Genomic DNA, 17586 nt, shown 5'->3' with positions numbered 1-17586 from the left:
TGCCGCGAAAGCAGTGCCCACCAGCCCGGCACCAGCCGCCCTGCGGCTGCGGCAAGCCCAGCGGGAGCACCCGCACAGCAGGCGCTCCCCAGCCGCGTCACGCGGAGGCGAGTAGCCGAGCGGCGCCAGCCGAGAAGCCGAGCGGCGCAAGAAGCCGAAGCGCGGGAGCTGCGGCGGGCAACCACAACGTTGCGGTGCAACGGAATTGGCAAGGAAGTGAAGAAGGCGGCCGGGTCAGCAGTGACCACGTTGGGTGTGGGCGCGCGCCTGGGGCGTGCGGATTGAATACGCGGCTGCTGAGGCGGCGGGCGGCGGAAAGTGGGGCGGGGCAGCGGAAGCGGGGGTGGGGCCGCGAGCGGAAGCGGGGGGCGCGGGCAGCGGAAGCGTGGTGGGGGCCGCGGGCGGCGAGCGGGGCGAGGGCCGCGGGCGGCGGAAGCGGGGTGGGCCGCGGGCTGTGGAGAGCGGGTTGGGCGGCGGCGCGCGGAGGGGGCGGGTGGCGCGCTGGGCTAGAGGTCGGCGCGGAGGGTGGTGGGTGAGGGTGCGGAAGGGGAGCTGGCGTGGGCGAGGGTGGCTGAGGCGGCGGCGTCGATGCGGGTGGACCAGTGGCGGGAGAGGGTGAGGCTGCCTTGCCAGAAGTAGTTGACCTCGGCCAGGACGGTGGCGCCGATGGTGGCGGCTGCTTCGGCTTGGGCTGAGGGGGTGACGCCGACTAGGGCGGGACCCACTTTGAGGGTGACTGCCTCGGAGCTTTTTAGGGCGCGGCTGAGGATGTGGGCGAGGCGGAGCCGTGCCTGGTCGAGGTAGGACGCCAGGTCGGTGAACCAGTCGTGCATGAGACGGCCGGTTTCGTCCAGGCGGGTGAGGTCGTGGCGGGCGGACGCGAGGCGGGCGTGGAACGCGGCGGAGGCTTCGCCTTCCCAGCCCGCGGATTCGGTGAGCGCTGTGGCCACGTCGGCCTCGGACTCCCGTTGCTGGGCAAGCAGGTCGGCTCGGGTGTGGAGCTCGTCGGGGAGCCAGCCGGCGGCACAGGTGAGGGCATCGCCGGGTAGCCTTCCGCCCTCGCGCAGCAGGGGCCAGATCGGGTGGTCGTCACGGCAGCCGGTGCGGGCGAGGGTGTTGTCGACCAGGGTCAGCAGGCCGCAGGCGGCGGGATGAAGACGGCTCAAGGCATCCATTGGTGGCTCCCGTCGGTGGCGGCGTAGCGCTCGGCGGCGAGGCGCACACCGTCGGCGAGCTCGGTGACCTCGGAGGTCAGCGAGGCCAGGTTGGTTTGGCGTTGCGCCCAGGCGGAGTTGACCATCGTGATCAGCTCCTGAGCGGGGCCGCGGCCGGGAGGCTTGAGCGGATCCTCGCTGGCCAGCTCGGACCGCATGTGCGCCAAGCCGTCTGCGGCGATCTCCAGGCGTCTGGCCAGCTCGTCCAGTCTCATATGGCACTCCTCAAGCTGTCGTAATCGCCGAAGGTCTCGTCGTAGAGCTTGCGCCGAGCCCACTCGGCCGCTTCGTGTGCGGCGGACGTCGCCTGCTGGATGGAGCGGGACAGCTCCGCATTGGACATCGCCTGCAGCGAGCCGAGGACGGTCACGCGCCGGACCGCGCCGTCGGCGCCCACAATCACTTCCACGGACTCGTCGGGAGATCGCACGGCCACCTCCAAACGCGACAGTGCCTGAGTGAACGAAACCTGTTTCTCCTCGATGCGGCGATAGGCTGATATCGCCTCCTCAATCCAGGCGTCGTCGATCTCACGAGGCATATCGCGTGGCCTTCCATAGGCATCAGTAACTATCGCCGCACAGTACCGGCACAGAACACACCAACATAAGGCCTGTGGATAAACCTGTGGAAAACCAGCCTAGAGATCGCTGGGATCGGTGTTGGCGCCGCAGATGATGAGCGCCACCCGCTCCCCGGGCTCGGGCTTGTAGGCCTGGGCGGTCAGCGCGGCGAGCGGGGCGGCCGCACCGTGTTCGGCGACGATCCGCCAGCCCTCCCATAGGTCGCGGCGGGCCCGGACGAGGTCGTCATCGGAGACGAGAACGCTTTGCACACCGGTATTTGTGGCCACCTGATAGGCGATGTCGCCGAGCCGGCGGGCGCCGAGCGAGTCGGCGGCCACGCCGGAGACGGCGATGTCGACCGGGCCGCCCTTGGCGAGCGCGGTGTGCAGGGTGGGGATGGAGTCGGGCTCGACGGCGATGACCCTTGCCATCCCGGCGACCGCCGCCGCGACGCCGGCCATGAGGCCGCCACCGCCGACCGCGACGATCACGGTGTCGACGGCGCCGTCGCGCTGGTCGAGCAGCTCGGTGGCGACAGTGCCCGCGCCGGCCACAATTTCCGCCTGATCGTAGGCGTGGCTGAGGATGGCGCCGGTCGCGGCGGCGTGCTCGGTCGCGGCGAGGAAGGCTTCCGCGTATTCGCTTCCGCGTTGCAGCACTTGCGCACCCATGGCGCGCAGCTTGGCCACCTTGAAGGCGGGGGCGGTCTCGGGCACGAAAACCGTTGCGGGAACACCGATCTGGGTTGCGGCGTAGGCGTTGGCGAGGCCGGCGTTGCCGCCGGACGCGATGACTATGCCCGCGGCGGGGTCCAGCTCGCCTGACTCCTGGGCGGCGAGGATGCGGTTGAGCGCGCCCCGGGCCTTGAAGCTGCCCGTGTGTTGCATGAACTCACACTTGAACCAGGCCGGGCCCGCGAAGAACACCGGTGTGCGCCTTACCTTCCCGGCGATGCGGGCAGCGGCCAGGCGCACGTCGGCGTCGGTGATCATCGGTGCTCCTCTGTGGTGGTTAGCCGAACGGCACCCACTTCCAGGAGTCGCCGTGCTCGGTCTTGAGCGCCGCCAGGTGGGCCCGGGCGCTCATTTCGTCGGAGTAGTAGTCACGCTGGCGTTGACCGCCGGACCCGCCGTGCCGCGACTCGACGCACCAGGTGATGCCGAATCGCTTCAACCACAGGTCGTGCCGATGGTCGAGCCCAAACCTACCGTTCCACCAGCACTCGACAAGCTCCCCGGCGAGCGCTTTGTTTCTAGGGTTGGAATCCAGTCGCAGAACCATGTGCTAACCCTATCGAACACACGTTCGAATACAAGGCTTCGTAGAGAGTAATCCTAACGGTTGGGCTCGCTGTGGCCAGTACCAAGAAAGCGGCTTATAACGAAGTAAATCGGTCGAGAATGGGCTAATGACGCAGCTCGTTCTCGCCCGAAAGCCCTCCCTGATCCAGCGCTTCGAGGTGGGTGAAGCAACCACGGTGGCGGTGAGCCGGATGCGCATGCCGGGCGCGGGGGCGTCAAGCGAAAGGCTTGCGGGCTCGGTGTCGCGGGGCACGTGTGCGCGGGCGATGGGGACGAAGGACTGTGCCCGGCACGGATGTCAGGCGCCGCAGGACTATCCCAACGAGGCGAAGGACTGCTCCAACCGCAACATGCGAGCCGTCCTCGACGAGCTCGCGCTGCAACCACGGCAGATGTTGGTGGTGGGAACCAGAAGCGACCGCGTCGGCTTCTACGACCGGTGCTACGCATCGGAAAGGGCGGGCGGTTTCCGGGAAGCAGACCGTGACTATGCGGCCTTCTTCGCGCGCCACAGTGACGGCATCGCGATCGCCACCCACATGGCCGACTGCGGCTTCGTCGCCGTCGAGTTTCCGGGAGTCTTCGGCTTCATGCATCTGACCCGGCTCAACATGTCGCTTCCGGCGGCCCGTCATTTTCTGCAGCACGCGTTGGGTCACTACGGCGGGCGTCTGGAGGACGTGCGGCTGCGCCTCATCTCCGGCATCACCGGGCCTAACTTTCCGCAGCACTTCGCCGATGAGCCGGGCAGCCGGCCGGACGACCGCTTCCCGGGCTGGTTCGCCAAAGGATTGCTGCGCAACAAGACCAGGCCGCTCTGGTTGCCAAGCGACCCCATCGATCCGGCCGACGTGTGGGAGGCGGACAACCGCGAGGTGATGCGCCGGATGCTGCTCGACACCGGAGTCGATGAATCGCAGCTGGTGATGCGCGATGTCCTCGACCCCGGCAACCTCGATCTGGGTCACGCCAGCCACTCGTGGGGCGTGCGTGGGCACATCGATGTGGGGCGCGATGCCTACGTGATCGCGCCGACCGCTATCGCCTCGGCGCGGGCGGCCTCCTCGGCTTCCTTGTGGGCGATGCCTTCCCTGCCGTCGTAGCGGAGGAACTCGGGCAGCAGCGCCACCATGGCGACGATGCCAACCATGCAGACGACTCCGCCCCAGACGACCGAGCCGCCCACACCCCACCAGCGTGCGGTGAGCCCGGCGCGGGTGTTGCCCAGCATGGGACCGGTCATGTACGAGAGCATCTCGATCCCGGCGAGCCGGCCGCGGAGGTGGTTCGGGATGGTTTGATTCCAGATAACACCTCTGAACAGGCCTGAGATCATGTCGGCGCCGCCCGCGATGACCAGGCCGAGCAGGGCCAGCCAGAGCGAGTCGGCCAGGCCGAGGATGACGATGCCGCCGCCCCATGCCAATGCGGCGATGGTGACGGCCAGGCCGTGCCGGTGCACGCGCGAAGTCCAGCCCGAGGTCAGGGTGACCAGCAGCGCACCGATGGCGAACGCGGCGTAGAAGAGCCCGAGCACCGCCTCGCCACCGAGGTCTTTGGCGAGGAACGGGAACAGGGCCATCGGAAAGGCGAACAGCATCGCGTTGATGTCGACGACATAGGTGGCGAGAAGTTCCTTGCGGCTCCTGGCGTAGCGCAGACCGTCCACAACGGAGCGAAGCGAAGGGCGGTCGGCTTTCTCCGGCGGGGGCACCGCCCCCAACCGCACCAGGCAGGCCAGCGCGACCACGAAGGTGAGCAGGTCTATGCCGTAGACCCAGGGCAGGCCGGGCCCGGCCAGCAGCAGCCCGGCCAGGATGGGCGCGCCGATCAGGCCGACCTGCCAGCGAAGCGAGTTGAGCGCGCCGACCGCGGGCATCATCTCCGGCGGGGCCAGCCGCGGCATGATCGAGTCCATGGCCGGGCGATGGACACCGGTGATGGTCGCCGACACGGCCGCGATCGCGAACAGGAGCCACAGCTGCTGCTCGCCCAGCACTGAATTGAGCAGGAGCAGCCCGATCAGCACCGCGGCGGCCAGCTCGGACCAGATGATGAGCTTGCGCCGGTCGACGTAATCGGCGAGCGCTCCCCCGACGAAGCTCATGAACAGCAGGGGAATCAGCTCGCACACGCCCAGCAGGCCCACCATGAGCGGGTCGTTGGTCAGGATGGCGACGTTGTACGGGATGGCCACCATCGTGAACATTGAGCCGAAGCCGGAGATTGAGGCGCCCGCGTAAAGCAACCGAAAGTCGCGTATGCGCAGCGGGGACAGGTCAAGGGCCAGCTTCTTCACGGCAGGCAGGTTATTCGAAGTAGGGACGGCCCGTCGCCTCATATTCGGCCAGATGTTCCAGCGACCAATGGACAATCCGGGAGATCGGCTCGGGGAACTCGGCCGGGGAGAACCAGCCCGCATCCGTGGCCTCTTCGGGATCTGGGTTCAGCTCGCCGGTGACATCTTCCAAAAGGTAGGACCCGGACAGGTGCTGGTATGTGTCCCCAAACACATTTGTGAAGGTGTACTGGGGCCCGGTGAGGAAGGCAATAAGGGTGGCCTTGGCCGCTTTAATCCCGGTTTCTTCGAAGGTCTCCCGGATTGCGCATTCCGGTAGAGACTCGCCGATCTCCATCGCCCCAGCTGGAAATGCCCAGACTCCGTTGTCAGAGCGCTTGATGAGCAGAAAGCGACCTTGCTCGTCACGGATGATCCCGCGCGCGGCCACGAGGAACAAAACCGCGTCTCCCATCGCAGCGCGCAGCCGGCCGTGATAAGAGTTCTGCCAATCTTCAACCGCTCCCATGAGTTCGACAGTAGCTTTCATGTCATGAGAGCAATCTGGAAGGGAGCCGTGTCTTTCGGGCTGGTATCCATATCAGTCAAGCTTTATTCGGCGACCGAAGAGAAAGACATCCGCTTTCATCAGGTCCACCGGGCCGATGGCGGGCGTATCAAGTACCAGCGGGTCTGCTCGATCTGCAGTGAGCAGGTCACCTTCGACGAGATCGCGAAGGGTTTCGACGTGGGTGGCGGCGAGATCGTCGTGCTCACCGACGCTGACTTCAAGAACCTCCCCCTGACCAGCTCGCGCGCTATCGAGGTGCTCGAGTTCGTCCCCTCCGAACAGATCGATCCCATCCTCTACAACAAGGCTTACTACCTGGAACCCGATGGCGCGGCGGGAGTCAAGCCCTACCTCCTGCTGCGGGATTCGCTCACCCGGGTCGACCGGGTGGCCGTGGTCAAGGTGGCGCTGAGGCAGCGCGAAGCCTTGGCCACCATCCGCGTGACCGATGGCGTGCTCGTCCTCAACACCATGCTGTGGCCCGATGAGGTGCGCAAGCCGGACTTCGAGTTCCTCGACGGCGATGTGACCCTGCGGCCGCAGGAGCTGAAGATGGCCGAGTCGCTCCTCGACTCGATGGCGGGCGAATTCAACCCGGAGGAGTTCACCGACACCTACCGCGAGGCGCTGCAGCAGGTCATCGACGTCAAGATCGGTAAGCAGGACACGGTGGTGCAGCCGACCACCGAGGAGCCGATAGCACCCACTATCGACCTCATGGCCGCGCTGCGCGCTTCGGTGGAACGCGCTCGTGCCGCCCGCAAGGACGGCGAGCCGGCCTCTGTCACCCCGATCACGAAGAAGGCCACCGCAACGGCGGCCAAGACGGCGACCAAGGCCGAACCGGCCAAGAAGGCGGCCGCTAAGAAGACGGCCGCGAAAGCTGAGCCCGCCAAGAAGGCGGCGGCCAAGAAAGCCGAACCGGCCAAGAAGACCACGGCAAAGAAAGCAGCCAAGAAGGCTGCCTGACGGCGAAGCGTGGAGCGGGCAAGGGCGGCCGGAAACGGCTGCATGACGACGGGGAAGGCGGAGCGGGCAAGGCAAGACGACGGCGATGAAGGCTGCTAAGAAGGCTGCGTGACGATGAAGATGGCGGCTTGGGCTAGGTGACCACGCCGCTCAAGCCGATGATGGCCGTGTCGGGCAAGCTGCCCGACGGGCCTGAGTGGGCCTACGAGGTGAAGTGGGACGGATTCCGTGCCATCCACTCGCAGGGCCGCTATCACGGCCGCTCCGGGCTGCAGATGACCGGCCCGCCGCTGCCGGACTTCGGCGTGCCCGTCGACGGTGAGCTGGTGGCCTTCGACAAGCGCGGCATGCCCACCTTCCACGCCATGCAGAACGCCACCCTGCCGTCCTTTATAGCCTTCGATTTAGTGGTACCAGATCTGCCCTACTCCAAGCGCAGAGAGCTGCTGGAGGAGTTCGACCTGACGGTCTCGCCACGGTTCAGCGACAAGGACGCGACCGTGGCCGCCGCCAAAGAGCTTGGGCTGGAAGGGGTGGTGGCGAAGCGGCTGGATTCGCGTTACCAGCCCGGCGTCCGCTCCCCAGACTGGATCAAGGAAAAGTTCGTTCACACGGGCGACTTTGTGGTCGGCGGGTGGTGGTCGGGTCAGCGTAAGCTCGGTTCGCTGCTGGTCGGCAGCTACACCGAGCGCGGCTTGGAATATCGCGGCAAGGTGGGCGGTGGCATCACCGGCAGCACCGAGGCGGCGTTGTTGCCCGTGTTGGAGGAGCTCGCCAGGCCGCAAAGCCCGTTTGCCAATGCGGCTGAGCGGGGAAACTATGTCGAGCCATTGCTCGTGGTGGAGGTGAGGTATGCCGAGATCACTCCGGACCGGAGGCTGCGTTTCCCGGTCTTCCTCAGGCTTCGCCCCGACAAGCTGCCCACGGACTGTGTAGACGATGAGGGTTAAGGTCGAGGATCAGACGCTGGTGCTGTCCAATCTGGACAAGCAGCTGTATCCGGACGGCACCACCAAGGCCGAAATCATCGACTACTACACGCAGCTGGCCCCGGTGATCCTGCCGCATCTGATCGATCGCCAGGTGACCCGGTTGCGCTTCCCCGACGGCGCCGACGAGCCCGGCTTCTTCGAAAAGCAGGTGCCGCAAGGGACCCCGAAATGGGTGAAGGTCAGCCCGGAGGGGCTGGTCATGTGCCAGAACCTGCCGACCCTGGTGTGGCTGGCCAACCTCGCCGCGCTGGAGCTGCACACTCCACAGTGGAAGGTGGGCTACGAGCCCGATCGGGTGGTCTTCGACCTCGATCCCGGCGAGCCCGCCGGCCTGGACGAGTGCCGCGCGGTGGCGATCGCGTTGCGAGACAGGCTCGCGGCCGACGGGCTGAAGTCCTTCCCGAAGACCTCGGGCAAGAAGGGCATGCAGGTGACCTGCCTGGCGCCGGTGGACCCGAGGGCGATCGCGGCGGAGTTCGCCAAGGCGGCGCCAAAGATGATCACCGATCAGATGGACAAGAAACTCAGGCACGGCAAGGTTTTCATCGACTGGAGCCAGAACAGCGGCTACAAGACCACCATCTGTGTCTACTCGCTGCGGGCCGGCTTCGCCCCGACCGTGTCAGCGCCGCTGACCTGGGACGAAGTGGAAGCCGGCGACTTCACCGCCGCCGACCTCAACCTGCACACCGTGCCCGAGCGCCTAGCCAAGCTGGGCGACCTACATTCGGGCTTACTTACGTAAAACATCATCTGCGTCGATGATGGTGTAGGCGTAGCCCTGTTCGGCGAGGAAGCGCTGGCGGTGCGCGGCGTACTCGGTGTCGATGGTGTCGCGCGACACCACCGTGTAGAAGTGGGCCTGACGCCCGTCCGCCTTGGGCCGCAGCACTCTTCCCAGCCGCTGAGCCTCCTCCTGGCGCGACCCGAAGGTCCCCGACACCTGGACGGCGACGGTCGCCTCGGGCAGGTCGATGGAGAAGTTGCCCACCTTCGACAGGACGAGGGTGCGGATGCTCCCGTCCCGGAAGGCGTCGAAGAGCCTTTCCCGCTCCTTGTTGGTGGTGCCGCCATGGATCATCGGCACGTCGAGATGGTCGCTCAGCTCGTGCAGCTGGTCCAGATACGCCCCGATCACCAGCACCTGGTCGCCACTGTGGCGGGCCAGGATGGCCTCGACAACCGGCAGTTTGGTGTGGGCGGTGGCCGCGACCCGGTAGCGCTCTTCCGGTTCGGCGACCGCGTACGACATCCGCTCCTCGTCGGTCAAGGTCACTCGCACCTCGGTGCAGTCAGCCGGAGCTATCCAGCCCTGGTCTTCGATGTCGCGCCAGGGCGCGTCGAACCGCTTGGGGCCGATGAGGCTGAACACGTCACCCTCCTTGCCGTCCTCGCGCACCAGGGTGGCGGTCAGGCCCAGCCGGCGGCGTGCCTGCAGGTCGGCCGTGAAGCGGAACATGGGCGCGGGCAGCAGGTGCACCTCGTCGTAGATGATCAGCCCCCAGTCGCGGGCGTCGAAGACCGACAGGTGCGGGAAGACGCCGCCCCGGCGCGTGGTGAGTACCTGGTAGGTGGCGATGGTGACCGGCCGGATCTCTTTGCGCTCACCGGAGTATTCGCCTATTTCCTCCTCGGTGAGCGAGGTGCGTGCCAGCAGCTCGCGCTTCCACTGGCGGCCCGCCACGGTGTTGGTGACCAGGATCAGCGTGGTCGCGCTCGCCTCCGCCATCGCCGCCGCGCCCACGAGCGTCTTGCCCGCCCCGCAGGGGAGCACGACGACACCCGAGCCGCCGGCCCAGAAGCTGTCGACCGCCTGCTGCTGGTACGAGCGCAGCTGCCAGCCGTCCTGGTGCAGCGAGATGGCGTGCGCCTCCCCGTCGACGTAACCGGCTAGATCTTCCGCGGGCCAGCCCAGCTTCAGCAGGGCCTGTTTGAGCCTTCCGCGCTCGGAGGGGTGTACGGCGATCAGCTCGTCGGCCACCTTCGCGCCGAGCATGCCCGCGAGTTTCTTCGATCGGGCGACCTCGGTCAGCACGGCCCTGTCCAGACCGCGCAGGACCAGGCCGTGCGCGGGGTCGTTGACCAGCTGGAGCCGCCCGTAGCGGTCCATCGTGTCGGCGACGTCCACCAGCAGGGCGTGCGGTACCGGGTACCGGGAAAAGCGAAGAAGCGCATCGACGACCTGTTCCGCGTCATGGCCGGCGGCTCTCGCATTCCACAGCCCGAGCGGGGTGAGCCGATAGGTGTGGACGTGTTCGGGGGAACGCTCCAGCTCAGCGAATGGCGCGATCGCCATACGGCAGGCGGTCGCGTCAGGGTGGTCGACTTCGAGGAGCAGCGTTTTGTCCGATTGAACGATCAGGGGTCCTGCGGTCATGCTCACGTCTCCGATCGGCGGTAACACTCCAGTTTGCCAGCTGGAAACCGTCGGCCGGAAACTTAAACAAAACTTCCAACCGTCCACCCCGTCGACGACGTCTTAGACGTAACGGGGGTGGGCGGGGCTGGGTCTCAGCCCCGCTTAAGTAGCATTCCGCCGATCGAGGCGAGTAGGAGCAGCAGGAGGCCGGTGCCGACCGACTCTCCGGCAGCGTCGACCACGTTGCGATCCAGGCCCAGCCAGGCGAAGAAGAACCAGGCCACGAGGCCCATCACGGCGAGACTTATCAGCATGAGCACCTTGCGTGTCACGTTATCCAGATTGTCATCTCTCGCCGCCTAGCGCACCTATTACCGGAATGAGCGATTGGGGTTCGTCATTCGGCAGGGGCGGCCGCCGTGATCCGATGCAGGGCGAAGGTGTGCAGCATCTGGGTGCGTTCGTCCTCGGCACGCAGATAGCCCGCGCCGATCGAGACCGGCCGGACCAGGCGGGAGGCGGCCGAGCCGTGGGCGTCGACGTAGCCCACCCACACCTTGGCCTTGTCCCTGACCGCCTGTTGCAGGATCGACAGCGCCTGACTGTGGGCCTGCACGGCGGTCAGGCTAGACATCGGGTGCCCAGCGGCGGCCCGGACTTCGGCCGGGGCGCGCCTGGCCACCCGCAGCCGCGCGTCGCCGCGCCGCAGCTCCTCGACCGCGCCGAGCACCCGCGCCGGGCTGAAGCTCAGGTCCAGCTGTGGCTGAAGCGCCCCTCGCGCGGCGGCCCGCCGGACCCGGGGCTTGGTGAGCATCGCCGCGCCCGTCGAATCTTCGGGTACGGGCGCGTAGCCGGCCTCACGCAGCGAGCTGAGCAGGCGGCCGGGGGTGAACGGGGTGATCAGCACGGTGGGGGCCAGCCGTCGCAGCTGCAGGTCGGCCAGGGACCGATCGGCGAGCACCTCGGCCATCAAGCCCTCGTCGTCGCTTCGCAGATAGGCCCCAGCGCCGCCGGAGCGCAGGCCGCCGTGGGTCCGCGCCACGTCATCGATGAGATAGGTGAGGGCCTGCGGCACGGCCGTGGTCGATCTGCGCTTGAAGAGGTTGTGCAGATCGAGCGCGGTGAACCCGGTGTCGAGCGCGTGCCGCACGCTGGCCGGGGTGACCCGGTAGACGCTCGCGCCGCCGCCTGACTCGTGCTCGGCCACCAGATCCAGCTCGGCCGCCAGGGCGGGCTCGGCCGGGCCCGGCACCACCACGGTCAGATCGGCTTGCACCAGTACGTGATCCACCGGCGCGGGCAACAGCTCGGCGAGCGCGAGCACGGCGGCGGTCTGCTCGGGCGGGCGGTCGGCTTCCGGGCGCAGCCCGAGCGGATCGTCCTGCGCCGAGGAGAGCGAGGCCAGCAGCGCGCGGGTATAGCCGGTCATCGAGTCCAGGCCGGTCACCCCGAGCACGGCCGCCTCGCGCAACAGGTCGCGGTAGATGTGCTCGCGGCCGCGCATACGCCGGGGGGCTCGCCAGCGCACCAGCTCGATCAGCTCGTCGGTCTCAGCGGTCGCCGTGCGGGCCAGCTCGGTCAGGATCTCCCGCCGCATCGCCGGGGCGGCCGCTCTTTCCAGCTGTGGCGATAGGACGGTCATCGGCCTGTCCTTCTCGTCACGCTTACCGGCCAGCGCGGGCTGGCGATGCATGGCCAGCCACGCGTTGGCTAGCCTGGCCCAGCGCTGTGCCAGGGGCGCGGCACGCCACTGGTCGTAACCGGCGGCGGGGATGAAGACGGTGTCGGTGGAGGACTCCAGCTCGCCGATCAAGCCGGCGGCGTGGGCGGTCTCGAGGTACAGCGCGGTGTCCTGTTCGGTCAGACCGGCCGATTTCGCCAGCCGACGCCAGGGCAGCACGCCCATGCCGCCCCCGCGCAGCAGTGGGGCCGGCTCGTTGGCGAGCGCTTCGAGCACCGCCTCGACATGTTGCACCGCGCTCATCGCCTGGCCCGCGCCGGCGCTGTCCACCTTGGACTGATCTTTCGCGACCCCGGAGACCTTCGGCGGCTTCGGATGCAGCTCACCCAGCGGGCCGCTGTCGCGCCGCAGCAACAGGCCCAGCTCGCGGGGCAGCTCCACCATGCCCTCGGTGACCTCGGCCAGCAGATGGTTCTCGACCAGCCACGCCACCGCCTCGGTGGTCGCGCTGGCGGTGCCCACGGGCGGGCCTTCGGCCAGCCGGTCGAGCACGGCGCGTGCCTGCGGCGGGGCCGACAGCAGCGTGCGCCGCATCTTGGCCGGATCGCTCATCAACTGCGCGACCTGTGCGTCAAGCAGCTCCGCGGGGTGGCCCAAACCCGCGATGAAGGGCGAGCAAACCTCTTCTATCGCCGGTACCAGGTCCAGGTCCTCGATGTCGCCATGGACGAGAAAACGAGCCTGCAGCCGGGCGATCGCCTCCTTTACCCCCGGATGATTGTTGGTCAGCGCGAGCACCCCGGACAGCGACGGAGTCGGCAGCAGCCGAAGCCCGTCGAGCACTTCGAGCGTGAACTGGTCGAGGCCGTCCAGCGCGCGGGCCACCGACACCTTCGATTGCGCCCGGGCCGCCACCGAATAGGTGTCGGCGGGCATCGGCACGAGCAGATCGGGGCGCAGCTGCAGCAGCGCCCCCAACTCTTCGTCGGGCAGAGCCCGGATCGCGTCGGCGAAGTCGTTGGTCATCGCGTATAAAAGTAGCCCGGCCGCGCGCTGCGCGACCGGGCCATTTGCACATGACTAACTAGCCGAGACCGTTCTTCATTGCTGTGATCAGGGTGCCGCTGGTGGTATCACCGGTCAGTTCCCAGAAGAACGCCCCGCCGAGTCCCTGTCCCTTGGCCCAAGAGATCTTGGAACCGATGGTGCTCGGCGTGTCGTAGCTCCACCACTGGTTGCCGCAGAAGGCGTAAGCGGTGCCGCCGACCGTGCCGTTGGCCGGGCAGCGGGTGCTGATCACCTTGTAGTCCTCGATGCCCGCCTCGTAGGTGCCGGGTGCGGCGCCGGTGGCCGACCCGCCTGGCGTGCTCTGGGTGACCCCGGACCAGCCGCGGCCGTAGAAGCCGATGCCAGGAAGGATCTTGCTACCCGGAACACCCTTGCCCTTGAGCTTGGCGATGGCCGCCTCGGTGCAGAAGCCCGCCTGCGGGATGCCCGCGTAGCAGCTCAGCGGCGAGTGTGGGGCGGTTGGGCCCTGTGCGGCGAAGGCGCCGAAGAAGTCGTACGTCATGACGTTGTACCAGTCGACGTACTGGGCCGCGCCGCCGTAGTCGGCCGCGTCCATCTTGCCGCCGGTGCTTCCGTCGGCCGTGATCGCCGAGGTCACCAGGTAGTTCGCGCCGAACCTGTTGCGCAGCGCCTGCATCAGCACCCGGTAGGAGTTGAAGCCGCTCGCGTCACAGGACAGGCCACACGCGTTCGGGTACTCCCAGTCGATGTCGATGCCGTCGAAAACGTCCGCCCAGCGCGGGTCCTCGACCAGGTTGTAGCAGGAGTTGGCGAAGGCGGTGGCGTTCGCGGCCGCCTGGCCGAACCCGCCGGACCAGGTCCAGCCGCCGAACGAGAACAGGATCTTGATGTTCGGGTACATCTGCTTCAGCCGCCGGAACTGGCCGAAGTTGCCGCGCAGGGCACCGGCGTCCCAGGTGTCGGCCACGCCGTCCACACTCTCGGCCGCGCTGTAGAACCGGTCGTAGTCGGCGTAGGTGTCGCCGAGCACGCACTGGCCGTTGGTCACGTTGCCGAAGGCGTAGTTGATGTGGGTCAGCTTCGAGGCCGAACCGCTCGTGTGGATGTTCTTCACGTGGTAGGCGCGCTGGTACACGCCCCACTGCACGAAGTAGCCCATCAGCTTGTTGCCGCCACCGGTACACCCGGTGGTGGAGCCGGTGACCTGGTTGCTGTCGCCGGAGACGTTGCCGGCCGCGTCCCGGGCCCGAACGGTGTAGCTGTAGCTGCTGCAAGCGCTACGGCCGGTGTCGTTGTAGGTCAGGCCGGTGACCGTGGTGACCAGGGCGCCGCCGCGGTACAGGTTGTAGCCGGTGACGCCAACGTTGTCGGTTGAGGCGTTCCACGCCAGCGCGATGCTGTTGTTGGTGGTGCCGGTGACCCGAAGGCTGCCCGGAACCGACGGCGGCGTGGTGTCCCCGCCCGACGCGTTGGTCGTCACCGAGATCTGGTTGCTGAAGGCTGCGCTCACGTTGCCCGCGGCGTCTCGTGCCTTCACGGTGTAGGTGTAGGTCGTGCTCGCGGCGAGGCCGGAGTCGGTGTAGGTGGTGCCGGTGCCGCTGGTCGTCGCGGTGGGCGTGGTCGCGCCGTTGCGGTAGATGTTGTACCCGGCGATGCCGACGTTGTCCGTGGCCGCGGTCCAGCTCAGGCTGACCGAGGTGCTCGTCTTGCTCGGGCTGCTCAGACCGGACACAGTGGACGGTGGCGTGGTGTCGCCGCCTCCGCCGCCCGCGCCCTGCAAGGAGATGTCGTCGGCGAAATAGGTGCCCTGGCCGTACCAGCCGTGCGTGTAGATCTGCACGCTGGTGCCCGAGGGGGTGAAGGTGACCGACAGCTGGGTGTAGCTAGCGCCGCCGGGCGTCCAGGTGGAGGCGCCACCCTCGATGCCGAGGTAGGTGTAGGCGCCGCGCAGCCAGCCGGAAAGCGTGTAGGAGGTGCCGCTGACCAGACCGTTGACGGTCTGCGTGCACTTGGCGTTGTCCGAGCTGGACGCTGCCGCTTGCAACGCCCTCGTTCCGGAGTGGACCGGTGTGGTGACGACCGTGCCAAGGTTTCCGGTGCAGGACCAGGGGGAGATGGCTCCGCTTTCAAATCCGCCGTTCACGGCGAGCTCGGCAGCGGAAGCTTGGGGTGTAGCGACGACGAGGCTGGCTGCTATCAATGCCAGCACCGTAAGGATGCGTTTCATCTACCAGCTCCACTCATGAAGGCGGTCTTAGCAATTAGTTAACTTTCCTAAGAGTAGAGGTGACTTTAGTCTCATGATCTTTGGATGTCAATATTGATACGCGTGGGTTAAGCAGGGATTGAGGTTGGGCCGTTCACCCTCGATCGCTAACCTGTATAGGCGCGCAGTCGCTCTATAGAGAAGCAGGTGTTCCAGCAGTGCCTACGGGTCGTGTGAAGTGGTACGACACGGAGAAGGGATTCGGATTCCTCACCCGTGACGAGGGAGAAGACGTCTTCGTGCATAAGGCTGCCCTCCCAGCCGGTGTCGCCGAGTTGAAACCGGGTCAGAAAGTTGAGTTCGGCATAGCGGCGGGCCGCAAAGGCGATCAGGCGTTGCAGGTGAAGGTCCTTGAGGCTCCGCCCTCACTGGTGGAAGCCGAGCGTCTGTCCAAGCGCCGTCCGGCCGATGAGCTCAACACGCTGATCGAAGACATGATCAAAGTGCTTGAGGCGAAGATTCTGCCCGACCTCAAGCGGGGGCGTTACCCGGACAAGAAGATCGCCCACAAGATCGCGGAGGCACTCCACGTGATCGCCCGCGAGATGGAGTACTAGAGCCTGACGGCCGGCGTGATTCCGGCTTGTGCGGCCCGGGCCAATAGGGTCCGGGCCGCTTCATATCCGGCCTCGCCCAGCGAGTCGGTGAACTCGTTGACGTAGAGCGCGATGTGTTGCCGCTGCACGTCTGAATCCATCTCCTGGGCGTGCTGCTGCACGTAGTCGCGGCTGGCGTCGGGGTCGGCCCACGCCATCCGCACCGACTCCCTGATCCACTCGGTCGCCTGCGCGGCGATCTCCGGTTTGGCCAGGATGGCGCCCAGCGGGATCGGCAGGCCGGTGTCCTGCTCCCACCACTCGCCCAGATCGGCCAGGCTCACCAGCCCATAGTTCTGATAGGTGAAGCGCGCCTCGTGGATGACCAGACCGGCGTCCCACTTCCCGGCCGCCACCCCGGGCATGATCTCGTGGAAGGGGACCACTTCGATCTCGTAATTCTCCTTGGCCCACAAGCGAAACAGGAGATAGGCCGTCGTCCTGTCCCCCGGCACGGCCACCCGTTTCACGACCGCCCCGGGCCGCGCCACCACCAGCGGCCCGCACCCGCGGCCCAGCGCGCCCCCACATGGCAGCAGCTCGTATTGATCAAGCAGCCAGGGCAGGGCCGCGTAGCTCACCTTGACGATGTCAAAGTGCCCATCCAGCGCCGCGGTGTTCGTCACGTCGACGTCGGCGAAGGTCACGTCGAGCCCGGGCGCCCCCGCGACCAGGCCGTGCACAAGTGCGTGAAACACAAAGGTGTCATTGGGGCAGGGCGAGAAAGCGATCTTCATTGACGGGCCTGCCGATGGCGATCATGGCGGATCATCGCGGCGAGCCCGACCAGGCCCCACAGCACTCCTGCCACGCAAATCTGCACCCAGCGCTCGGGTCCGCCGGCGATCCACACCGCCAGCCCAGCGATGACAAACGCGATGATTCCGCCCACGGCGTAAGGAACCATCGGCGGATCGAGCGGCTTTAGCTGCGACACGGCAGAATCCTAGCCATGTCGTTGGTGTCGAGGCTGTGGCGCATGCTGGCAACGATAGTCACCCGCTGCGTGGCGGGCCTGCGTTGGCTGGCCAAGCAAACCTATCGGCAGCGTGCTCTTGGCGTGGCCGGCAGCCCACAGCTTGCCCGTTTGCTTGACCTGCATGCCATTACGGTAGCCGCCCATCTCGCTCTGGTCGCCGCATTGCTGCTGGCACCCCCGACCCGCACCCTGATCTGGGCCGCGGCACTCGCCGGAATCCCCTTGCTCACCGGCTTGGCCATCTGGCGCTCTGGCCGCCTCATGATCGGCGTGCTGATCGCCGCCGAGGGGCTGATCGCCATCCTCGCCATCCGCTGGCCAGCCTTCCTGCCTTACCTCGTCACCCTCGCCATCGCCCAGCAGGCAAGCCTCCTGGCCGTCTGGATCCGCAACGGCGCTTCCCTCGCCGTCCTGGGCCGGGCCACCGCCTACGGCTCTCTGCTCGGCGTCTTCACCGGCGCCGGCACCCTGATCATCGGCGTCTTCGCCCGCTCGGTTCCACTTTGGACAGCCGCCATCCTCTTCGCCGTCGCCGCCCTCCTCTCGCTGAGCATCCCCGCCAACCCCCCGCGCCCGCCCCGCGCCCCCAGCCCACCCCGCCAACCCAGCCCACCTCGCCAAGGCGGCTCCCCGCAGAGCCCGCAGAAACCCCAAGCCTCCGAGGGCTATTCCGTCTACCGCCCCTCCTCCCTGGACACCCCCAAAGACCCCGCTTAACAATCCATCTACGCCGCTCTATCTGCGCCGCTCCGTTGTGGTCGCTCGCCGCAAGCTCCCGCGCGGCG

General features: G+C 67.2%; 18 protein-coding genes and 2 pseudogenes. 6 read left to right on the top strand and 14 right to left on the bottom strand.

Annotated elements, in window-relative coordinates:
* Positions 1-506: 506 nt before the first annotated feature.
* From Rhe02_RS50720 to Rhe02_RS47695, 5 genes are all read right to left on the bottom strand, one after another.
* On the bottom strand, positions 507-1175 hold the full coding sequence (locus tag Rhe02_RS50720) for a hypothetical protein (RefSeq protein ID WP_203915221.1): 669 nt from the start codon (positions 1173-1175) through the stop codon (positions 507-509).
* Positions 1163-1429 (bottom strand): type VII secretion target, encoded by a 267-nt coding sequence (locus Rhe02_RS47710; RefSeq protein WP_203915220.1) that lies wholly within the window; start codon positions 1427-1429, stop codon positions 1163-1165. Before Rhe02_RS47710 ends, Rhe02_RS50720 begins: the two co-directional genes overlap by 13 nt.
* Positions 1426-1755, bottom strand: a complete 330-nt coding sequence (locus Rhe02_RS47705; protein WP_203915219.1) for a YbaB/EbfC family nucleoid-associated protein — start codon at positions 1753-1755, stop codon at positions 1426-1428. The genes Rhe02_RS47710 and Rhe02_RS47705 overlap by 4 nt, the downstream gene beginning before the upstream one ends.
* A gap of 99 nt (positions 1756-1854) precedes the next feature.
* Positions 1855-2772 (bottom strand): threonine/serine dehydratase, encoded by a 918-nt coding sequence (locus Rhe02_RS47700; RefSeq protein WP_203915218.1) that lies wholly within the window; start codon positions 2770-2772, stop codon positions 1855-1857.
* Positions 2773-2791: 19 nt separating this feature from the next.
* Positions 2792-3061: a hypothetical protein gene (locus Rhe02_RS47695; RefSeq protein ID WP_203915217.1), complete on the bottom strand. Its 270-nt coding sequence runs from the start codon at positions 3059-3061 to the stop codon at positions 2792-2794.
* Between the two features lie 127 nt (positions 3062-3188).
* Between Rhe02_RS47695 and Rhe02_RS47690 the strand changes: the two genes are divergently transcribed.
* Positions 3189-4184, top strand: a complete 996-nt coding sequence (locus Rhe02_RS47690; RefSeq protein WP_203915216.1) for a hypothetical protein — start codon at positions 3189-3191, stop codon at positions 4182-4184.
* On the opposite strand, the gene Rhe02_RS47685 is transcribed toward Rhe02_RS47690, so the two are convergent.
* Positions 4100-5380, bottom strand: a complete 1281-nt coding sequence (locus tag Rhe02_RS47685; RefSeq protein ID WP_239124542.1) for an MFS transporter — start codon at positions 5378-5380, stop codon at positions 4100-4102. The genes Rhe02_RS47690 and Rhe02_RS47685 overlap by 85 nt on opposite strands.
* 10 nt (positions 5381-5390) lie before the next feature.
* Entirely contained in the window at positions 5391-5909 is a 519-nt protein-coding gene (locus tag Rhe02_RS47680; protein ID WP_239124541.1) for an NUDIX domain-containing protein, read from the bottom strand.
* 3 nt (positions 5910-5912) lie between these two features.
* Here Rhe02_RS47680 and ku point away from each other — a divergent pair, with 3 nt between their 5' ends.
* The 3 genes from ku (at position 5913) to ligD (ending at position 8636) form a co-directional block, all read left to right on the top strand.
* A complete protein-coding gene (ku, locus tag Rhe02_RS47675; protein WP_203915214.1) occupies positions 5913-6899 on the top strand; it encodes a non-homologous end joining protein Ku in 987 nt (328 codons plus the stop codon).
* A 137-nt stretch (positions 6900-7036) separates the two neighbouring features.
* Positions 7037-7849: an ATP dependent DNA ligase gene (locus tag Rhe02_RS47670; RefSeq protein WP_444544536.1), complete on the top strand. Its 813-nt coding sequence runs from the start codon at positions 7037-7039 to the stop codon at positions 7847-7849.
* Positions 7839-8636 carry a non-homologous end-joining DNA ligase gene (gene ligD, locus Rhe02_RS47665; protein ID WP_203915213.1) on the top strand — a complete coding sequence of 266 codons (798 nt, stop codon included), beginning with the start codon at positions 7839-7841 and terminating at the stop codon, positions 8634-8636. Before Rhe02_RS47670 ends, ligD begins: the two co-directional genes overlap by 11 nt.
* Here ligD and Rhe02_RS47660 read toward each other — a convergent pair.
* The 5 genes and pseudogenes from Rhe02_RS47660 to Rhe02_RS51150 form a co-directional block, all read right to left on the bottom strand.
* Entirely contained in the window at positions 8625-10268 is a 1644-nt protein-coding gene (locus tag Rhe02_RS47660) for a DNA repair helicase XPB (protein WP_203915212.1), read from the bottom strand. The genes ligD and Rhe02_RS47660 overlap by 12 nt on opposite strands.
* 134 nt (positions 10269-10402) lie before the next feature.
* A complete protein-coding gene (locus Rhe02_RS47655) occupies positions 10403-10582 on the bottom strand; it encodes a hypothetical protein (protein ID WP_203915211.1) in 180 nt (59 codons plus the stop codon).
* 65 nt (positions 10583-10647) lie between these two features.
* Positions 10648-12957 carry a helicase-associated domain-containing protein gene (locus Rhe02_RS47650; RefSeq protein WP_203915210.1) on the bottom strand — a complete coding sequence of 770 codons (2310 nt, stop codon included), beginning with the start codon at positions 12955-12957 and terminating at the stop codon, positions 10648-10650.
* Between the two features lie 58 nt (positions 12958-13015).
* A pseudogene (locus tag Rhe02_RS47645) lies at positions 13016-14256 on the bottom strand (glycoside hydrolase family 18 protein); the annotation flags it as partial.
* A gap of 196 nt (positions 14257-14452) precedes the next feature.
* Positions 14453-15187: pseudogene (locus Rhe02_RS51150) on the bottom strand (carbohydrate binding domain-containing protein); the annotation flags it as partial.
* A 197-nt stretch (positions 15188-15384) separates the two neighbouring features.
* On the opposite strand from Rhe02_RS51150, the gene Rhe02_RS50715 reads away from it, so the two are divergent.
* Entirely contained in the window at positions 15385-15783 is a 399-nt protein-coding gene (locus Rhe02_RS50715; RefSeq protein ID WP_203915208.1) for a cold-shock protein, read from the top strand.
* On the opposite strand, the gene Rhe02_RS47635 is transcribed toward Rhe02_RS50715, so the two are convergent.
* Complete coding sequence (locus Rhe02_RS47635; RefSeq protein WP_203915207.1) at positions 15780-16559, bottom strand: 1,4-dihydroxy-6-naphtoate synthase; 780 nt, start codon at positions 16557-16559, stop codon at positions 15780-15782. The genes Rhe02_RS50715 and Rhe02_RS47635 overlap by 4 nt on opposite strands.
* The gene (locus tag Rhe02_RS47630) at positions 16556-16729 is read right to left on the bottom strand and encodes a DUF2530 domain-containing protein (RefSeq protein ID WP_203915222.1); all 174 of its coding nucleotides are present in this window, start codon (positions 16727-16729) and stop codon (positions 16556-16558) included. The genes Rhe02_RS47635 and Rhe02_RS47630 overlap by 4 nt, the downstream gene beginning before the upstream one ends.
* A 45-nt stretch (positions 16730-16774) precedes the next feature.
* Here Rhe02_RS47630 and Rhe02_RS47625 point away from each other — a divergent pair, with 45 nt between their 5' ends.
* Positions 16775-17518 (top strand): hypothetical protein, encoded by a 744-nt coding sequence (locus tag Rhe02_RS47625; protein WP_203915206.1) that lies wholly within the window; start codon positions 16775-16777, stop codon positions 17516-17518.
* The last annotated feature ends 68 nt before the right edge of the window (positions 17519-17586 follow it).

Source organism: Rhizocola hellebori, assembly GCF_016862955.1.
In the GTDB taxonomy this organism is placed as follows: Bacteria; Actinomycetota; Actinomycetes; order Mycobacteriales; family Micromonosporaceae; genus Rhizocola; species Rhizocola hellebori.
This window is presented reverse-complemented; position numbering and strand designations above follow the sequence as displayed.